The sequence below is a fragment of the Thermocrispum agreste DSM 44070 genome, from assembly GCF_000427905.1.
In the GTDB taxonomy this organism is placed as follows: domain Bacteria; phylum Actinomycetota; class Actinomycetes; order Mycobacteriales; family Pseudonocardiaceae; genus Thermocrispum; species Thermocrispum agreste.
This window is the reverse complement of sequence record NZ_ATYX01000006.1, coordinates 170,611-188,127: the sequence shown is the minus strand read 5'-3', so window position 1 is coordinate 188,127 and position 17,517 is coordinate 170,611. Positions and strand designations below refer to the sequence as shown.

General features: G+C 71.0%; 19 protein-coding genes. 2 read left to right on the top strand and 17 right to left on the bottom strand.

Going from position 1 to position 17,517, the window contains the following annotated elements; translation table 11 throughout:
• Positions 1-351 precede the first annotated feature (351 nt).
• Genes YWY_RS0103040 through YWY_RS0103025 form a run of 4 tightly spaced genes read right to left on the bottom strand, consistent with a single transcriptional unit; the run spans position 352 to position 4,775 of the window.
• Entirely contained in the window at positions 352-1,470 is a 1,119-nt protein-coding gene (locus YWY_RS0103040) for a serpin family protein (RefSeq protein ID WP_028846408.1), read from the bottom strand.
• Positions 1,463-2,725 carry a deoxyguanosinetriphosphate triphosphohydrolase gene (locus YWY_RS0103035; RefSeq protein WP_028846407.1) on the bottom strand — a complete coding sequence of 421 codons (1,263 nt, stop codon included), beginning with the start codon at positions 2,723-2,725 and terminating at the stop codon, positions 1,463-1,465. Before YWY_RS0103035 ends, YWY_RS0103040 begins: the two co-directional genes overlap by 8 nt.
• A gap of 28 nt (positions 2,726-2,753) precedes the next feature.
• Complete coding sequence (locus YWY_RS0103030; RefSeq protein WP_028846406.1) at positions 2,754-3,377, bottom strand: YdcF family protein; 624 nt, start codon at positions 3,375-3,377, stop codon at positions 2,754-2,756.
• Positions 3,378-3,389: 12 nt separating this feature from the next.
• Complete coding sequence (locus YWY_RS0103025; RefSeq protein WP_028846405.1) at positions 3,390-4,775, bottom strand: glycine--tRNA ligase; 1,386 nt, start codon at positions 4,773-4,775, stop codon at positions 3,390-3,392.
• 433 nt (positions 4,776-5,208) lie between these two features.
• On the opposite strand from YWY_RS0103025, the gene YWY_RS20010 reads away from it, so the two are divergent.
• Positions 5,209-5,553 carry an ArsR/SmtB family transcription factor gene (locus YWY_RS20010; RefSeq protein WP_038044347.1) on the top strand — a complete coding sequence of 115 codons (345 nt, stop codon included), beginning with the start codon at positions 5,209-5,211 and terminating at the stop codon, positions 5,551-5,553.
• Positions 5,550-5,963: a Fur family transcriptional regulator gene (locus YWY_RS0103015; protein WP_038044346.1), complete on the top strand. Its 414-nt coding sequence runs from the start codon at positions 5,550-5,552 to the stop codon at positions 5,961-5,963. The genes YWY_RS20010 and YWY_RS0103015 overlap by 4 nt, the downstream gene beginning before the upstream one ends.
• 448 nt (positions 5,964-6,411) lie before the next feature.
• On the opposite strand, the gene YWY_RS0103010 is transcribed toward YWY_RS0103015, so the two are convergent.
• The 13 genes from YWY_RS0103010 to dnaJ form a co-directional block, all read right to left on the bottom strand.
• Positions 6,412-7,239: a TIGR03943 family putative permease subunit gene (locus YWY_RS0103010; protein WP_028846403.1), complete on the bottom strand. Its 828-nt coding sequence runs from the start codon at positions 7,237-7,239 to the stop codon at positions 6,412-6,414.
• Positions 7,236-8,192: a permease gene (locus YWY_RS20005; protein ID WP_084608868.1), complete on the bottom strand. Its 957-nt coding sequence runs from the start codon at positions 8,190-8,192 to the stop codon at positions 7,236-7,238. Before YWY_RS20005 ends, YWY_RS0103010 begins: the two co-directional genes overlap by 4 nt.
• A 309-nt stretch (positions 8,193-8,501) precedes the next feature.
• Entirely contained in the window at positions 8,502-8,924 is a 423-nt protein-coding gene (locus YWY_RS0103000; RefSeq protein WP_028846402.1) for a hypothetical protein, read from the bottom strand.
• Positions 8,921-9,751 (bottom strand): isoprenyl transferase, encoded by an 831-nt coding sequence (locus YWY_RS0102995; protein WP_028846401.1) that lies wholly within the window; start codon positions 9,749-9,751, stop codon positions 8,921-8,923. The genes YWY_RS0103000 and YWY_RS0102995 overlap by 4 nt, the downstream gene beginning before the upstream one ends.
• A 4-nt stretch (positions 9,752-9,755) precedes the next feature.
• Positions 9,756-10,499: a DNA repair protein RecO gene (recO, locus tag YWY_RS0102990; protein WP_028846400.1), complete on the bottom strand. Its 744-nt coding sequence runs from the start codon at positions 10,497-10,499 to the stop codon at positions 9,756-9,758.
• 64 nt (positions 10,500-10,563) lie between these two features.
• Positions 10,564-11,463, bottom strand: a complete 900-nt coding sequence (era, locus tag YWY_RS0102985) for a GTPase Era (RefSeq protein WP_028846399.1) — start codon at positions 11,461-11,463, stop codon at positions 10,564-10,566.
• A complete protein-coding gene (locus tag YWY_RS0102980) occupies positions 11,460-11,795 on the bottom strand; it encodes a hypothetical protein (protein WP_028846398.1) in 336 nt (111 codons plus the stop codon). Before YWY_RS0102980 ends, era begins: the two co-directional genes overlap by 4 nt.
• Positions 11,796-11,803: 8 nt before the next feature.
• Entirely contained in the window at positions 11,804-13,114 is a 1,311-nt protein-coding gene (locus tag YWY_RS20000) for a hemolysin family protein (RefSeq protein WP_051309596.1), read from the bottom strand.
• Entirely contained in the window at positions 13,114-13,674 is a 561-nt protein-coding gene (gene ybeY, locus YWY_RS0102970; RefSeq protein WP_028846397.1) for an rRNA maturation RNase YbeY, read from the bottom strand. The genes YWY_RS20000 and ybeY overlap by 1 nt, the downstream gene beginning before the upstream one ends.
• 31 nt (positions 13,675-13,705) lie before the next feature.
• Positions 13,706-14,731 (bottom strand): PhoH family protein, encoded by a 1,026-nt coding sequence (locus YWY_RS0102965; RefSeq protein WP_169725207.1) that lies wholly within the window; start codon positions 14,729-14,731, stop codon positions 13,706-13,708.
• 84 nt (positions 14,732-14,815) lie between these two features.
• Positions 14,816-15,175 carry a histidine triad nucleotide-binding protein gene (locus YWY_RS0102960; RefSeq protein ID WP_028846395.1) on the bottom strand — a complete coding sequence of 120 codons (360 nt, stop codon included), beginning with the start codon at positions 15,173-15,175 and terminating at the stop codon, positions 14,816-14,818.
• 386 nt (positions 15,176-15,561) lie between these two features.
• The gene (locus tag YWY_RS0102955) at positions 15,562-16,314 is read right to left on the bottom strand and encodes a 16S rRNA (uracil(1498)-N(3))-methyltransferase (protein WP_038044345.1); all 753 of its coding nucleotides are present in this window, start codon (positions 16,312-16,314) and stop codon (positions 15,562-15,564) included.
• Between the two features lie 14 nt (positions 16,315-16,328).
• Positions 16,329-17,486 carry a molecular chaperone DnaJ gene (gene dnaJ, locus YWY_RS0102950; RefSeq protein WP_028846393.1) on the bottom strand — a complete coding sequence of 386 codons (1,158 nt, stop codon included), beginning with the start codon at positions 17,484-17,486 and terminating at the stop codon, positions 16,329-16,331.
• Between the last annotated feature and the right edge of the window lie 31 nt (positions 17,487-17,517).

Below are 17,517 nucleotides of genomic sequence, written 5' to 3'. Positions count from 1 at the left end.
GGACCTGACCAGCCGCGGCCCGGCCATCGACGACAAGACGGCTCATCGACCTTGCCTGGGCTGCACCCGGCGCCGGTGGCCGCACCAGCTCGGCCGGACTCGCCGGCCGCGTCGTCCACCGACGCCATGGAACTCAGCGGCCTGCATCCACCTGCGCTGTGCCGCCTGCCCACACCGCCGGACTCGACGGGCCGGGACCCGCATTCACGTGGACCGAGCAGCCAGCCGCCCACGTCCGCCCGAAGCACGCCGGACGGCGACTGGGCGCCCATGGGCCGGGCTCCCGCCGATACCCGCTCTGGCGCCGGTCAGCACGCCGGAGCGCGACCTGACAGGCGCGAGCCGGGGCCGTCAGCCGGGGTCGGCCACCCGCGCAACGAAGTACACCGCCCCGGAGGCCGCGTGGCGAACGAGCAGCAAGAACGGCCGATCGAAACGGACCTCGACCGGGCTTTCGACGATCACCGAGGTCATCCGGACCATCATGGCGGTCGCGGCGGCACCCTCCAGGCCCTTCTCGTCGACCCGCAGCACCGATTCGTGCAGAGCGTCCGACACCGTCAACCGGGGATCGCTGGACAGCCCGCTGAGGTCGGCCTGCGGCGTGAACAGCGTCCGCACCCCGAGGGTGCTCAACACGTCGGTCAACCCGACGTTGGTCTTCACCCGCAGCCGCGGAAGCCACAGCGAGACCCGTCGCGCGCGAAGCTCGCTCAGCACGGCGGCCAGGGTCGCCGCATCGGTGTGGGCTTCCGCTTCCGTCAGCTCCCCGTCGGGCAACAACGCCACCGCCTCGACGCCGCCGGCCGCGGGCAGGCTCACCGCGGTCCAGCCCGCCGCGCTGGCGTAGCCGAATCTGTCCACCTGGTGCATCATCGGCACCCGGCGCTCCCCGGACGGCGTGGCGAACGGTTCCTCGGCGGTCTCGTGCTCGGCGAACGGATGCCGCCACCCCACCTTGAGATACAGCGCGTTGACCAGGCTGGCCACGGTGGAGGAGTCCACCGCGCCTTCCGGCACCAGATCGGTGATCAGGTTCCTGGTGGTTCTCGCGACGTCGTCGTTGATCGCGCGGCGAGCCGCTTCCGGGTCGGTCACGAACGGCGCGGTGGCGACCTTCGCCCCCGGCCATCCGGCCAGCTCCACGGTGAACGACTCGTTGAGCGGCAGCTGCTCCCACGCCCAGAGCGTGTTGGACACCTCGAGCACGGGCTGGTCGCCGCCCCGACCCGAGGACAGCACCGCCGCCGTGCGCAGCAACTCCACCTGCTTGCCGATGTCGGTGGCGTCCGGGTCCAGCAGACCTTGCAGCTCTTCCGCGGTCGCGCCGCGCGCCGCCTGGTAGACCATGCCGAGCGCGCTCTCCACCGAGTACGGCGAGAAGCACACGGTGCCGCCACCGGCACCGATGACCCGATGCAGATCCAGGGTGAACTGCAGATGCCTGCGCTCGGCGGGTGGGTCAGCCATGCCGCCCAGTGTGCCAGGCGTGCCACGCCACGGCTTGCGAATCGGTCAAAGTGGCCACCTGGTCGACCACCACGCGCAGCCGGGCGGCATCGTCACCAGCCGCCTGCCAGTCCGGCACGAACAAGGCGTCCAGCGACTCGGGCGCGCGTTCGGCCAGCACCGTGGCCAGCTCCATGAGCAGTTCCCGCTGTCCCTCCTGCACCGCGAGACGGCGCCGGTCGCTCATCACGTACCGCAGCGCCAGCGACTTCAACAGCGCGACCTCCGCGGCGACCTGGTCCGGCACCTCCAGCCGTGCGGCGTACCGGCACAGCGGCCCGTCGCCGTGGGCCGCCCGCGTCGGAGCCACCACGGCGGTGGCGAAGCGGCCGACCAGCTCGGACGTCATCCGTTTGAGCGCCACCATGGCCCGGGGCGAGAAGTCGCACCCGGACCTGGCCAGTTCGGCGACCGCGGGCAGCTCGAGCAGCCCGACCGCGGCGGCCTCCAAAGTGGCGACGTCCAGGTGGGAGAAGTGCTTGGCGGCCAGCTCCGCGATGGCTGCCCGCTCGTCCCGGCTGGCCAGCACGGCCATGGAAATGCGCCCGGCGAGCACGCCGTCCTCGACGTCGTGCACCGAGTAGGCGACGTCGTCGGCCCAGTCCATGATCTGGGCCTCCATGCAGCGCTCACCCTCCGGGGCGCCTTCGCGGACCCAACGGAAGGTGTCCAGGTCGTCCGGATACACCCCGAACTTGCGCTCGCCCGACCTGCGCGGCCACGGGTACTTGCTGGTGGCGTCCAGGCTCGCCCTGGTCAGGTTCAACCCGACCGGCGTGTCGTCGCGCAGGTGCTTCGGTTCGAGGCGGACCAGGATGCGCAGCGTCTGCGCATTGCTCTCGTAGCCGCCGATGTCGGCCGCGACCTCGTCCAGTGCCTTCTCGCCGTTGTGGCCGAACGGCGGATGCCCGATGTCGTGCGCCAAGCCGGCCAGGTCCACCAGATCGGGATCACAGCCCAGGTCGGTGGCGATCCCGCGGCCGATCTGCGCGACTTCCAGCGAGTGGGTCAGCCGGGTGCGCGGGACACCGGACACCTCGGCCCCCTCCCCCGGCCCGACCACCTGCGTCTTGCCGGCCAGCCGCCGCAACGCCGCGCTGTGCAGCACACGGGCCCGGTCGCGGGCGAACGGCCCTCGCGTGTCCTGCGCCCCCTCCGGTACCGCGCCCTTGGGCGGCTCGGGATACCGCCTGGCCCGGTCGTGCTCGGTGTACATGCGACCAGACTAGGAGCGCGCCGCGTGATCAGTCCAAGCTGGAGCCGCTGACGACGTCCGTCGGCGACGTGACGAAGCGGTAGAACAGCAACGCCCTGGTCTCACGCCAGATGTAGCGCAGTTCCGTCCGACGGGTCTGCACGATCGGGCCGCTGCGCGTCGGCGAGGTCCAGGCGTCGATGCCGAGGTCGCGCATCATGGTGCGGGCCCGCAGCGAGTGCCACGGGTCACTGACGATCACCGCGGACCGGATGCCGGTCTCACGCGCCGACGCGACGAACGACTGCACGCTGCCCAGCGTGTCCGTGCCTTCGCCGAGCGCCGAGACCGCGTCCCGCGGTACGCCGTGGTCGACCAGCCACTGGGCACCGGCTTCCGCCTCGGTCGTGGCATCCCCTGCCTGACCGCCGCCGAGCGTCACGATGCGGCCGGCGACGCCCTGCTCGTACAGCTGCTGGGCGTGCGCCAGGCGCGCGGCGAAGATCGGTGACGGGCGGCCGTTGTACTGGGCCGCCCCGAGCACCACGATGGCGTCCGCCGGGGTGCGGTCGTCGATGCGGGCGACCTGCCACACCCGGAACGCGGTGCCGCCCAGCACCAGCAGGCCGACCAGGAGCGCCCCCACGACGCCCCGGACGATCCAGCGTCGCACTCGTGTCACGAATCAGCAGCCGACCAGGCGCGCGGCCAAGTAGGACTCGACCTGGTCGATGGAGACCCGCTCCTGCTCCAGGGTGTCCCGGTCCCGCACCGTGACGGCCTGGTCCTCGAGCGTGTCGAAGTCCACCGTCACGCAGAACGGGGTGCCGATCTCGTCCTGCCTGCGGTAGCGCTTGCCGATCGACGCCGCGTCGTCGAACTGCACGTTCCAGTGCTTGCGCAGCACCGCAGCCAGGTCGCGCGCCTTCGGGCTGAGGTCGGCGTTCCTGGACAGCGGCAGCACCGCGACCTTCACCGGAGCGAGCCTGCGGTCGAGCTTGAGCACGACGCGCTTGTCCACCCCGCCCTTGGCGTTCGGGGCCTCGTCCTCGGTGTAGGCGTCCAGCAGGAACGCCACCATCGACCGGTTCACACCGGCCGCGGGCTCGATGACGAACGGGCGGTACCGCTCCTTGGACGCCTGGTCGAAGAACGACAGGTCCACCCCGGAGTGGTTGGAGTGCGTGGTCAGGTCGAAGTCGGTGCGGTTGGCGATGCCCTCCAGCTCACCCCACTCCTGGCCGGAGAACTGGAAGCGGTACTCGATGTCGACGGTGCGCTTGGAGTAGTGGGACAGCTTCTCCTTCGGGTGCTCGTACAGCCGCAGGTTGTCCTTGCTGATGCCCAGGTCGGTGTACCAGCGCATCCGCTCGTCGATCCAGTACTGGTGCCACTTCTCGTCCTCGCCGGGCTCGACGAAGTACTCCATCTCCATCTGTTCGAACTCGCGGGTGCGGAAGATGAAGTTGCCCGGCGTGATCTCGTTACGGAACGACTTGCCGATCTGGCCGATACCGAACGGCGGCTTCATCCTGGCCGTGGTCAGCACGTTGGAGAAGTTGATGAAGATGCCCTGCGCGGTCTCCGGGCGCAGGTAGTGCAGGCCTTCCTCGGACTCCACCGGCCCCACGGTGGTGCGCAACAGGCCGTTGAACTCGCGCGGCTCGGTGTACTGGCCGCGCGTGCCGCAGTTCGGGCACGGGACGTCCGAGACGTCGTTGGGGGCGATCTCCTTGCCGCTGCGCTCGGCGTACTCCTCCGCAAGCTGGTCGGCACGCCAGCGCCGGTGGCAGGACAGGCACTCGATGAGCGGGTCGACGAACGCCGCCACGTGGCCGGACGCCTCCCACACCTGGCGCGGCAGGATCACCGACGAGTCCAGGCCGACGACGTCCTCGCGGCCCTGCACCATGGCCTTCCACCACTGGCGCTTGACGTTCTCCTTCAGCTCCACCCCCAGCGGGCCGTAGTCCCACGCCGACCGGGTGCCGCCGTAGATCTCACCGCACGGGTAGACGAACCCCCGGCGCTTGCACAGGCTGACGATGGTCTCGAGGCGATCGGTGGCCACTGGATCTCCGCATGTGTCGAACTGGTCGTGGAGTAAAGCCCAGGGTATCCATTCCCCGAACGGATGAAGCCAGCCGGGGCCGCAGACGTGCCCAGCGGCATGGGCACGCGGGACCCGGACGACCACGTGCGGCGCATGGCACCGGCGCGGTACTCCCCGCCGGGCCGTATGCGGGCACCCAGCAGGCCGCGCGCACCGCCGCCACCACGTCGGCCCCCGCCCGGCCGTATGCGGGCACCCGGCACCGGCTGCCGGACCAGTGTGCGGCACGCGTGGCGTCGGCTCGGCGCTTCCGCCGCCGGGCCGCTTCCCGCGCGCGTCCGCCGCTTCCTGCCGGAGCCGGGAGCCGGTCACCAAGTGGCATCGGCCGGCGGCGCCGGGGCCGCCCGGCAGCCACGGCCACCTTCGTCGCGCGGCGTCTACCATGGGGTGCATGCAGACGCTCACCCACGCGGCCGACCGCCCGTCGGCGTCCGCGGAATCGCCGCTGCCTGCGGAGACGCTGGCCGCCGCCGGTGAGCTGCTGCGCGCGCTCGCCGCGCCGGTGCGGATCGCGATCGTCCTGCAGCTGCGGGCCGGCGAGCGCTGCGTGCACGAACTCGTCGACGCGCTCGGTGTCGCGCAACCGTTGATCAGCCAACACCTCCGCGTCCTGAAGGCCGCGCGCGTGGTGCGTGGCGAGCGGCGTGGGCGCGAGGTGCTGTACCGGCTGGCCGACGACCACCTGGCCCACATCGTCGTGGACGCCGTGGCGCACGTGCAGGAGGAGGGTCGATGACCAAGGCGAGCCCGGTGCCCGGCAGGCGGGCGACGCGGCAGCGTGCTGCCGTGGTGGAGCTGCTGGAGAACATCGACGACTTCCGCTCCGCGCAAGAACTGCACGACGAGCTGCGGCGGCGCGGCGACACCATCGGGCTGACCACCGTCTACCGCACCCTGCAGTCGCTGTCCGACGCCGGGCTGGTGGACACCATGCGCACCGAGTCCGGCGAGGTCATTTACCGCCGCTGCTCCGACCACCATCACCACCACCTGGTGTGCCGGGAGTGCGGCTACACGGTGGAGGTCGAGGAGCCCGTGGTGGAGCGCTGGGCGGAGTCGGTCGCGGCCAGCAACGGCTTCGTGAACCTGCGGCACACCGTGGAGATCGTCGGCACCTGTGCGGACTGCAACGCCGCCAAGTCGTAGCGCCCCGGGAGGGCATTCGGCACCGGCATCCCTGCCCGAACGTCGCTGGCAGGAACCCGGGCAATGACTCGCCGCGGACGCGGCAGCCTGGGTGCGCTGGTTGGAGAGGCGCGGAACCGGCGGTAATCGCGGACGGCACGGCGGGCGCACGGCCTGCCCTGAGCGGTCCGGGTAGCACCCCGGCCGGAATCGGCAGCGCGATGCCCGACCCGATGAGCAGTGCCAGCCGCGTACGTGATCGCAGCGGCCGGGACACGTCGCCGCGGCAGCCGCAATGCGTGGAAGTCACGCCGCCCGGGCACTGTCCGCCATGTCCGCCGCAAGGCGTCGACATCGCGCCGATGGAAAGTCATCCGCCTCTGGGGCCCCTCCCCTCCCTCCCCTCCCCGCCGGACTGCTGGCAGTGTCGCCGACCCGGGGCGCACGCTTCCGGTCCGCGGCGCACGCTTCAGTACTCGTACGGATCGGCAGGTTCCGGTATTCGCCTGAGCTCCTCCACCGTCAGGTCCGGGGTGGTCACCGACGACGGACGCGACGGCGGGCGATACCGCCCGACCACCTCGATCCACTCGTCCTGCCCCAATCCCCGCAGCATCTCCGAATCGCCGACCAGGCGGACCGGCACCGGATAGCCGTCGGCCGCGCAGCACCTGATCACCACCCGCGCGATGTAGGTGCGCCCGCGTTCGCGCACGACGAAGCCGCTCAATCGCACTCGCCGGTCGATGAGCGTCTTCCCCTCGCCCCAGACCGCCCTGGCATGGAACTGCGACAGCGGCAGCGTGGTGACTTCGTCCGCCGGCAACGCCGAGAACGCCTCGACCTGCGCCGGGTCGACCTGCCTTCCGCCCGCTTCCAGCGACCGGGACACCGAGTCGGCACCCAGCGCAGGCGGAGCGACCAGAAGCCCGGCGAGCACCGGCGCCAACAGCAGCCATGCGCTCCGGCCACCGCCATGAGCATGGCCGTGGTCATCCACCGAGGAGTCGGCACGGGCGTGGTGGTCTGCTCCTGCCGGGGCACCGGAATGGCCATCGCCCTCCATCCGCGCCGAACCAACAGCGCCTGCACCACCGCCCCCTCCGCCGGCCGGGCGGGCGGCGCGCATGTCACGCCAGATCGCCACCGCGGCCAACACCACCACGACCAGGCCGGCGCCCACCAGCCACCAGCGATGCTGCGGCTTGACGTACCGCAGGTAGTCGCCGGTCCAGGCCAGCTTCAGCAAGCAGCCACCGAGCAACAGCAACAGGACATTGGCCGTCTCCCGCCTCATCGGCTGCCTCCCAGGACCACCCACCACGCGGCGACCGCACAGGCAATGGCCACCACGAACGTCAGCGGAGCGAACCGCAGCGCGAACGGGCGCCCGAACGTCCCCGCCTGGAGACTGATCAGCTTGACGTCCACCGCCGGGCCGACCACCAGGAACACCAACTTCGGCAGCAGTGGCAAGCCGGCGAGGGAAGCCACGACGAACGCATCGGCCTCGCTGCACAGCGCCAGCAACACCGCGAGCACCGCCATCACGAGCACGCCGAGCACCACCTGCTCGCCCAGGAACGCGAACCAGCCCGGTGGGATCAGCACGTTCATCGCCGCGGCGATCGCCGCGCCCAGCACCAGGAAGCCGCCCGCGTCCACCAGGTCGGCACGCGCCGTCTCGGTGAACGCCCGCCAGCGCCGCCCCGCTACCACATCGGCCACGCGCTGCCGGGCTCGCTCGACGATCCAGTCGAGCTTGCCGAACCGGGCCCACAGCAGCCCGACCAGCACCGCGGTCCCCAGCGACGCCACCAAACGCGCCAGCATCATCAGCGGCTCCCCCGGGAATGCCACCGCGGTCGCCACCATCACGACCGGGTTCACCGCCGGCGCGGCAAGCAGAAAGGTCAACGCCGCCGCCGGCACGACCCCGCGCGCGATGAGCCTGCGGGCAATCGGCACCGCCGCGCACTCACACGTCGGCAACGCCACCCCCGCGACCCCCGCGACCCCCACGGACCCGACGCTGCTGCGTGGCAGCGCCCGCTGCAGCACGCGAGCCGGGACGAACGCGGCGATCGCACCGGACAGCAGCACCCCGAGCACCAGGAACGGCAGCGCCTGCACGCAGATGGCGACGAACACGGTGGCGGCCGTGCTCAGCCGCGGATAGCCGGCCAGCCCGTCACGCAGCAGCGGCCGCACCAGCAGCGCCGCCACCAACAGCACGCACAGCACTTCCATCGACGTGATGCGCAGGCGCCGCGGCGGCCGAACCTCGCGGCCACCCGGCCCCCGCCGATCAGCGACGCCCGAGGGCGCGGCAGGCCGCGCCGGCCGCTCGGCACGCTCGAGCCCCCGGCCGGGCTCCGCACCGGAAACATGTGCGCGTTCTGCGTTCACGGTCGACGATCGTGCCAGCCCACCTAGTCGAAATCGACAATCAGTGTCACGAGTGGCGCGAATTCTCCCCTTCTGTGCAGCCGGACGACACGTCCGTCGCCACTCGCGCCGCCACGGCTTGCGCCCGGCCCGCCACGATGCCTTCTGCGCTCAGCGATTCTCGACCAGCGCGAGCAAGTCGGCGCGCAGCCGCGAGGCTGTCGACACCACCAGCATCAACAGCGTCCCCAGCGGCGTGGGCTCCAGCCCGTCGGCCGGGAACGCGTAGCGCAGCGTGACGTCCAACCCGGTGTCGGTGTGCACCACGCCGAGCGTGCCGAACAAGCCCTGGCCCGCCCGCTCGGCCGCCGCCACCGCCAACGCAGGGTCGTCCGGCAGGTCCCAGGCCACCACACACGTCAGGCTCAACACCGTCAAGCCCTCAGCCAGCCGCACCGCCTGCACCGCGCACGGCACATCGGAGTGCTGGAAGGTCAACGCGCCGTCGTCGTCGACCTTGACCTCCAGGTAGCGCTCCAGCGCCGTCTTGGCGTTGGTCAGCAGTTCTGCGGTGTCAACGGCCTCGGTGCTCATGGTTCTCCGGTCTGTCGGGCTGGCTCCGCAACGGCATCCCGCGCTGCCCCGAACCGCCGATCACGCCGGGCATACTCCAGGCACGCCTGCCACAGGTGGGTGCGGTCAAAATCAGGGAACAGGGTGTCTTGGAACACCATCTCGGCATACACCGACTGCCACGGCAAGAAGTTCGACGTGCGCTGCTCGCCGGACGGTCGGAGGAAAAGGTCCACGTCGGGCATCTCCGGCTGGTAGAGGTACTTCGCCACGGTACGCTCGGTGACCTTCCTCGGGTCGATCCGGCCCGCCGCGGCCTCCTCCGCGATGCGGCGCACCGCATCGACGATCTCCGCCCGCCCACCGTAGTTGACGCACATGGTCATGTTCATCCTGGTGTTGAACCGGGTCCGCTCCTCGGCGATCCGCAGCTCCTTGATGACGCTGCGCCACAGCCGCGGCGCCCGGCCCGCCCAGCGGATGCGCACCCCGATCGAACCGAGGTAATCCACCTGCCTGCGGATGGTGTCCCGGTTGAAACCCATCAGGAAGCGCACTTCCTCCGGGCTGCGCTTCCAGTTCTCGGTGGAGAACGCATACACCGTCAGCCACTTGATGCCCAGCTCCACCGCGCCGCTGGCCACGTCGATCATCACGGCCTCGCCGCGCTTGTGCCCCTCGATGCGGGGCAGGCCGCGCTTGTTGGCCCACCGGCCGTTGCCGTCCATCACCAGCGCGACATGGCGGGGGATCAACTCCGGCGGGATCTCCGGCGGCCGGGCGCCGGACGGATGCGGATCCGGCTTCCGCGTTTCGCGAATGGGCTCCAACCGTGCCTTACCCCGCACGTTCTCAGCCTCCCGCTCTGCGTTCCACCAGCGGAAGCGAGCGTAGCTGACGTTCCAGATGCCACTGCAGGTGCGCGGCGACCAGGCCGCTCACGTCACGCCGGGCCGACGGCTGACAGCGTTCGGCGACCTCCCAGTCGCCGTGCAACAACGCACCGAGCAGCCGGATCACCTCCGGTGACGGCGACACGGCCCCCGCTGGGCGGCACCCGGCGCACACCACCCCGCCGACCGGGACACTGAACGCACGATGCGGCCCCGGCTCCCCGCACCGGGCGCACTCGGTGATGGCGGGCGCCCAGCCGGCATACGCCATGGCACGCAGCAAGAACGCGTCGAGCACCAGCGACGGATCCCGCTCCCCCGCCGACAACGCCCGCAGCGCACCCGCCACCAGCAGATACAACCGGGTGGCAGGCTCGCGTTCCTCCGCCGCCAGCCGGTCGGCCGTCTCCACCACCGCGGCGGCCGCGGTGTAGCGCGGATAATCCGAGACGATGCCCTGCGCGAACGCGTCGACGGTCTGCACCTGGGTGATGACGTCGAGCGAGCGCCCGGGATAGAACTGCACGTCGACGTGACAGAACGGCTCCAGCCGTGCACCGAACCGCGACGTGGTACGCCGCACCCCGCGGGCGACCGCCCGAACCTTGCCGTTCCTGCGGGTCAGCAGCGTGATGATCCGGTCGGCCTCCCCCAGCTTGTGCACGCGCAGGACCACGCCGGTGTCACGGTAGAGGTTGGCCACCCCGTCATCATCCCACCACCCGCCGACGAGCCCGCCCGCCGACGCGCAGCATGCCACCCGCCGGTCAGAACCCGAGCTTGCGCAGCTGCTTCGGGTCGCGCTGCCAGTCCTTGGCCACCTTCACGTGCAGGTCGAGGTAGATCTTGGTGCCCAGCAGGCGCTCGATCTGCTTGCGCGCGGTGCTGCCGACCTCCCGCAGCCTGCTGCCGCCCCGGCCCAGGATGATCCCCTTCTGGCTCGGCCGCTCGACGTACAGCGCCGCGTAGACGTCGATCAGGTCGTCACGGCCTTCGCGCGGCAGCATCTCCTCGACCACCACCGCGATCGAGTGCGGCAGCTCGTCCCGCACCCCCTCCAGGGCCGCTTCCCGGATCAGCTCGGCCACCAGCGTCTGCTCCGGCTCGTCGGTCAGGTCGCCGTCCGGGTACAGCTGCGGCCCCTCCGGCAACCGTTCGATCAGCAGGTCGGCGAGCAGGTCCACCTGGAAGCCCTCGTGCGCCGACACCGGGATCAGCTCGGCGAAGTCCATCAGCTCCGCCATCGCCGCCAGCTGCTTGGCGATCTGCGGCGGCTTGACCAGGTCGGTCTTGGTGACGATGCCGATCACCGGGGTGTGCTTGGCCACCTTGCGCAGTTCCGCGGCGATGAACCGGTCACCGGGCCCGATCTTCTCGTTGGCCGGGATGCAGAACCCGACCACGTCCACCTCCGACCAGGTGGCGCGCACCACGTCGTTGAGCCGCTGGCCGAGCAGCGTGCGCGGCCGGTGCAGCCCCGGCGTGTCCACCACGACCAGCTGGGCGTCCGGGCGGTGCACGATGCCGCGAATGGCGTGGCGGGTGGTCTGCGGCTTGGTGGAGGTGATCGCCACCTTCTCGCCGACCAGCGCGTTCGTCAGGGTCGACTTGCCCGCGTTCGGCCTGCCGACGAAGCAGGCGAAACCCGACCGGTGCGGCTCGCTCATGGCGTCTTGTCCACCACGGTGCCGGACGGGTCGACCAGGTAGATCGGCGCGTCGGGGGTCAGATCGCGCACCGCGGACGCGGACGCGGCGGTGATCTCCGCGGACTCCCCCACGATCACCGCGGCTTCGATGCCGTCCGCGCCGCTGGACACCGCCGCGACGACCGCCGCCTGCAGCGCGGTGACCGACAGCGACGGCAGCTCGACGGTGGCCGCGGCGTAGGTGCGGCCGATGGTGTCCCGGACCGCCGCGCCCTCCGCGGCGCCGGTGCGCGCCCGCGCAGAGCGGGCCAGCGTCACCAGCTTGGCGTCCTCGGAATCCAGGTCGTCGATCGTGGTCGTCATGCACGCTCCGTTTCCGCCGGGGCCGTCGTGGCCGAGGATTCCCGCGCGGTCGGCTGGACCACGACGGTGGTGATACGCATCCTGCCACGATGGTCCTTGCCGCCTTCGGCGTGCAGCCGCAGGCCGTCGACTTCCGCTTCGGCCCCGGGCAACGGCACTCTCCCCAGCCGTTCGGCCAGCAGCCCGACCACGGTGTCCACGTCGTGGTCGGACAGGTCGATCCCGTACAGCTCCCCCAGGTCGTCCACGCCCAGTCTGGCGGACACCCGCACCGCGCCGTCCGCCAGGTGCTCGACCGGCGGCCGCTCGTCGGTGTCGGACTCGTCGGTGATCTCGCCGACGATCTCCTCCACGATGTCCTCCAACGTGACCAGACCCGCGGTGCCGCCGTACTCGTCGACCGCGATGGCCACGTGGTTGCGCGAGACCTGCATCTCCCGCAACAGGTCGTCCAGCGGTTTGGAGTCGGGGATGAACGACGCCGGGTTCATCACCTCCGACACCGGGCGGGAGCTGCCGCCCTCGGTCATGCTCGCCCGCACCAGGTCCTTGATGTTCACCACGCCGACCACGTCGTCGACGTTCTCCCCGATCACCGGAATCCGGCTGTAGCCGGTGCGCAGCGACAACGCCAGCGCCTGCCGCACGGTCTTGGTCCGCTCGATCCACACGATCTCGGTGCGCGGCACCATCACCTCACGGGCCAGCGTGTCCCCCAGCTCGAACACCGAGTGGATCATCGCCCGCTCGGAGTCCTCCACCACGCCGCGTTCCCTGGCCAGGTCGACGATCTCGCGCACCTCGATCTCGCTGGTGAACGGCCCCTCCCGGAATCCGCCGCCGGGCACGATCGCGTTGCCCAGCCAGATGAGCAGCCTGCTCAGCGGGCCGAGCAGGAAGCCAAGCAGCCGCACCAGGCCGGCCAGCGCGGAGCCCACCCCGTACGGGTGCTGACGGGCGATGGTGCGCGGCCCGACACCGACCAGCACGTAGCTGATCACCAGCATCACCGCCGCGGCGACCAGCACGGCCAGCCACTCCGACTCGATCCAGCGCAGCAGCACCACAGTGACCAGCACCGTGGCGGTCAGCTCACAGCCGAGCCGGAGCAACAGCAGCAGGTTGATGTGCCTGGTCCGGTCCTCGACCACCGCGGCGAGCTGACGGGCGCCGCTGCGCCCGGCCCGGACCATGCCCGCGACCCTGGCCTTGGAGACCACACTGACGGCCGAGTCCGCGGCGGCGAACACGCCTGCGAGCAGGATCAGCGCGCCTGCCACGACGAGCAACGCCGCTGACGAGGCCATCAGGGCTCCTGACGGCCCGATTCGTCGTCCAGCCCCACCACGCCGAGCAGCTTCTCGTCGGCGTCCCGCTGCACGCTGCGCCGCTTCGCCTCGGCCACTGCCCGCCGGTAGTCGGCCAGGATCTGGTTCTGCAGGCCGAACATCTCCCGCTCCTCGTCCGGCTCCGCGTGGTCGTAACCCAGCAGGTGCAGCACGCCGTGCACGGTCAGCAAGTGCAGTTCGTCGGACAACGAGTGCCCGGCCTTGCGGGCCTGCTCCTTGGCGAACTCCGGGCACAACACGACGTCACCCAGCAGGGCGGGTGCCTCCGCCGGGGACGGCTCCGGGGCGTCCGGCCGCCGCGTGTCCAGCTCGTCCATCGGGAAGGCCATCACGTCGGTCGGCCCCGGCAGGTCCATCCACCTCCGGTGCAGGTCCTCCATCACCTCGAGGGTGACCAGCTGCACCGACAGTTCGGCCAGCGGGCTGACGCGCATGCGGTCCAGCGTGTAACGCGCGATGGAGACGATCGACTCCTCGTCCACCGCGATACCCGACTCGTTGGCCAGCTCGATACTCATGGTTCGTCCGTGTCTCCCACCGTCGGCACCGTCAGCGCCGACGGCGCCGCTCCGCCTGCTGCCGGCGGCCGACCTGCCACTTCTCGTAGGCGTCCACGATGCGGCCGACCAGCTGGTGCCGCACCACGTCGTCGCTGGTCAGCACCGAGAAGTGAACGTCATCGACGTCTTCCAGGATCTCCCGCACCACGCGCAGCCCGGACTCCTGGCCCCCCGGCAGGTCGGTCTGCGTGACGTCGCCGGTCACCACGATCTTCGAGCCGAAGCCCAGCCGGGTGAGGAACATCTTCATCTGTTCCGGCGTGGTGTTCTGCGCCTCGTCCAGGATGATGAACGCGTCGTTGAGCGTGCGGCCGCGCATGTAGGCCAGCGGCGCGATCTCGATCGTGCCCGCCTGGATCAGCCCGGGGATGGAATCCGGGTCGACCATGTCGTGCAACGCGTCGTACAGCGGCCGCAGGTACGGGTCGATCTTCTCGTAGAGCGTGCCGGGCAGGAAGCCGAGCCGCTCCCCCGCCTCCACCGCGGGCCTGGTCAGGATGATCCGGTTGACGTCCTTGGCCTGCAGCGCCTGCACCGCCTTGGCCATCGCCAGATACGTCTTGCCGGTCCCCGCCGGGCCGATGCCGAACACCACCGTGTGCGCGTCGATGGCGTCGACGTAACGCTTCTGGTTCAGCGTCTTCGGTCGGATGGTGCGGCCGCGCCGAGACAGGATGTTGATGCTGAGCACCTCGGCGGGCGACTCGTCCTCGGACACGCCGTTGGCCAGCATGCCCACGGTGCGACGCACCACGTCCGGCCCGACCTGCTGACCTTTGCCTGCCAGCTCGACCAGCTCACTGAACACTCGCTCGGCGAACGCCACGTCCGCCGCGCTGCCAGTGAGGGTGACCTCGTTGCCGCGCACGTGCACGTCCGCGGCAAGGTACTCCTCCATGGCGATGAGGTTCTCGTCGGCGGAACCAAGCAGGTTGAGAGCGATCGCAGCGGGTATCGGGAACCGGGACTGCGCTGGTGACGAGGATCTGGGAACGCCTTCTGCGGTTTCGGCCACGTGGCCTCTGGCCTGCCTTCTTCTGCTGCTCGACGGACGGGTTGGTGGCACCGATGCTAACGAATTTCTCCCCGGGTGCGCAGCTCACTTTCCCCCGGGACGTCCGAACAGGCCCAGCGGCTCGCCTCCCAGCACGTGCGCGTGCACGTGGAAAACCGTCTGGCCGGCGTCCGGGCCGGTGTTGAAAACGACCCGGTAGCCGCTGTCGGCGATGCCCTCCAGCTCGGCGACCTTGCGGGCGGTGGCCAGCACGTCGGCCAGCAGCTGCGGCTCGGCGGCCAGCTCGCCGACGTTGCGGTAGCGCTTCTTCGGCACCACCAGCACGTGCACCCGGGCCTGCGGATTGATGTCGCGGAAGGCCAGCGTGGTGTCCGTCTCGTGCACGATGTCGGCCGGGATCTCCCTGGCGATGATGCGCTCGAAAAGCGTCTCGCTGTCGCTCATGCCGATCAGACTACGAGCCACCCGCCGCATGCCGACGACCGGTCAGCTGTCTCCCGCGACCGCGCACAGCGCGACCCGCGCAAGGGCGAGGACACGATGCGCGCGACGATCGCCGGCATGCTGCGCCGCCCTGGTGGAACGGCCAGCTGAGAGGGAGAACGACAACGCTGGGAAGAGGCCGCGGGGCGGTGGAACCTGGGGGTCGCTCCACCGCCTCCCGCGGCGCCGCCGGACCGAGGGGGGAGGTGTCCGGCGGAGTCTTCTGTTCGCGGGGTCAGCGACCGGTGACTCCCGCAACCTCAATTTTAAGCACCGTTAGCCTGCGGTCGCCATAGCTGAAGGGCAATTCGTCACCGAAGGCCCGTTCTGGGCGGTTCCGGCGCCGGTCACCTCCAGCGCTTGGTCAGCGTCGCCGCCGCGCTCACCGCGACCGCCCCCGCGGTCGACGTGCGCAGCACATACGGCCCGAGGCGGGCTTCCACGGCCCCCGCGGACGCCAGTGCGGCGCGCTCCTCGGGCGTGATGCCCCCTTCCGGACCGACGACCAGCAGGACCTCGCCCCGCTCCGGCCAGGGCAGGTCGGCGAAGGCCCGCTCGGCATCGCCCTCCAACACCACGGTCAGCGCGGCCGAGGACGCCAGGCCGAGCAGTTCGCGCGTGGTGACCGGTTCGGCCACGTGCAGCAGCCGCGGCCGCCTGGCCTGCTTGGTGGCCGCCCGCGCCACGGATCGCCACTTGGCCAGCGCCTTGGCACCGCGCGGCCCCTCGTCCCACCGCGCCACGCAGCGGGCCGCGCGCCACGGAATCACCGCGTCCGCACCGACCTGGGCGGCCTGCTCGACCGCGAGCTCCCCGCGGTCCCCTTTCGCCAGGGCCTGCACCACCGTGAAACGCAGCGCGGGTTCCGGCTCCACCCATCGCCGGCGCACGATCACCGTCACGACGGCGTCGCGGCCGGGGCGAACGGCCGCGACCGTGCCCTCCGCCACGGCGCCCGCGCCGTCACCGACCAGAACGGCCTCGCCCGGCTTGAGCCGCAGCACCGAAGCACCGTGATGGGCCTCGTCGCCGGTCAGCGTCAGCTCCGCGCCGTCCGCGGGCTCGCCAAGCTCCTCGACGAGGAACAGCGGTGGGGTCATGGGACACGGCGCCTTCAGCGCTTGGCACGCAGGCGGGAGAACAGGCCGCCCGACTTGGCGCCGTTGGAGGTCAGCGACGGCGCCTCCTCGCCGCGCAGCTGAGCCAGCTGCTGCAGCAGCCTGCGCTGCTGCTCGTCCAGTTTCGTCGGCACCTCGACGTCGATGTGCACGTGCAGGTCGCCACGCCCGTCGGACTGCCCGGAGGAACGCAGCTTCGGCATGCCGAGACCGGGAACGACCACCTCGGTGTCCGGCTGCGTGCCCGGGTCCAGGCGCAGCTCGTGCACCCCGTCGACCAGCGTCTCCATCGGCACCGTGGCGCCCAGCGCCGCCGTGGTCATCGGAATGCGCACGTGGCAGTGCAGGTCGTGGCCCTGCCGGACGAACACGTCGTGCGGCGCTTCGTCCACCTCCACGTACAGATCGCCCGCCGGGCCGCCGCCCGGACCGACCTCACCCTGCCCCGCCAGGCGGATGCGCATGCCGTCGCCGACCCCGGCGGGAATCTTCGCGGTGACCGTCCGGCGAGCGCGCACCCGCCCGTCGCCGCCGCACTTGCCGCACGGGTCGGCGATGATCTCGCCGTAGCCCTGGCAGACCGGACACGTCCTGGTGGTCATCACCTGGCCGAGGAACGACCGCTGCACCGTCTGGATCTCACCGCGGCCGTCGCAGGTGTCGCAGGTCACGGTCTGCGAGCCGGACCGGCTGCCCGAGCCCTTGCACTCGTCGCACAGCACCGCGGTGTCCACCGCGATCTCCTTGGTGACACCGGTGGCGCACTCCTCCAGCGTCAAGGTGATCCGGATGAGGGCATCGGAGCCCGGCTGCACCCGGCTGCGCGGGCCGCGACCGGTCGCCGCCCCACCGGTGCCGAAGAAGGCGTCCATGATGTCGCTCAGGCCGCCGAACCCGGCGAACGGGTCGCGCATGCCCGCGCGGGCGCTCGCGCCGTTGTCCAGCGGGTCACCACCGAGGTCGACGATCTTGCGCTTCTGCGGGTCGGACAGGACCTCGTAAGCCTGGGTGACCTCGGCGAAGCGGTGCTGGGCGTCCTCCGACGGGTTGACGTCCGGATGCAGCTCGCGGGCCAGCTTGCGGTAGGCCCGCTTGATCTCCTGCTCCGTAGCGTTCTTGGACACCCCGAGGATGCCGTAGTAGTCCTTCGCCACCGTGCTCCCTAACGCCTCTGCTCAGCGCCGC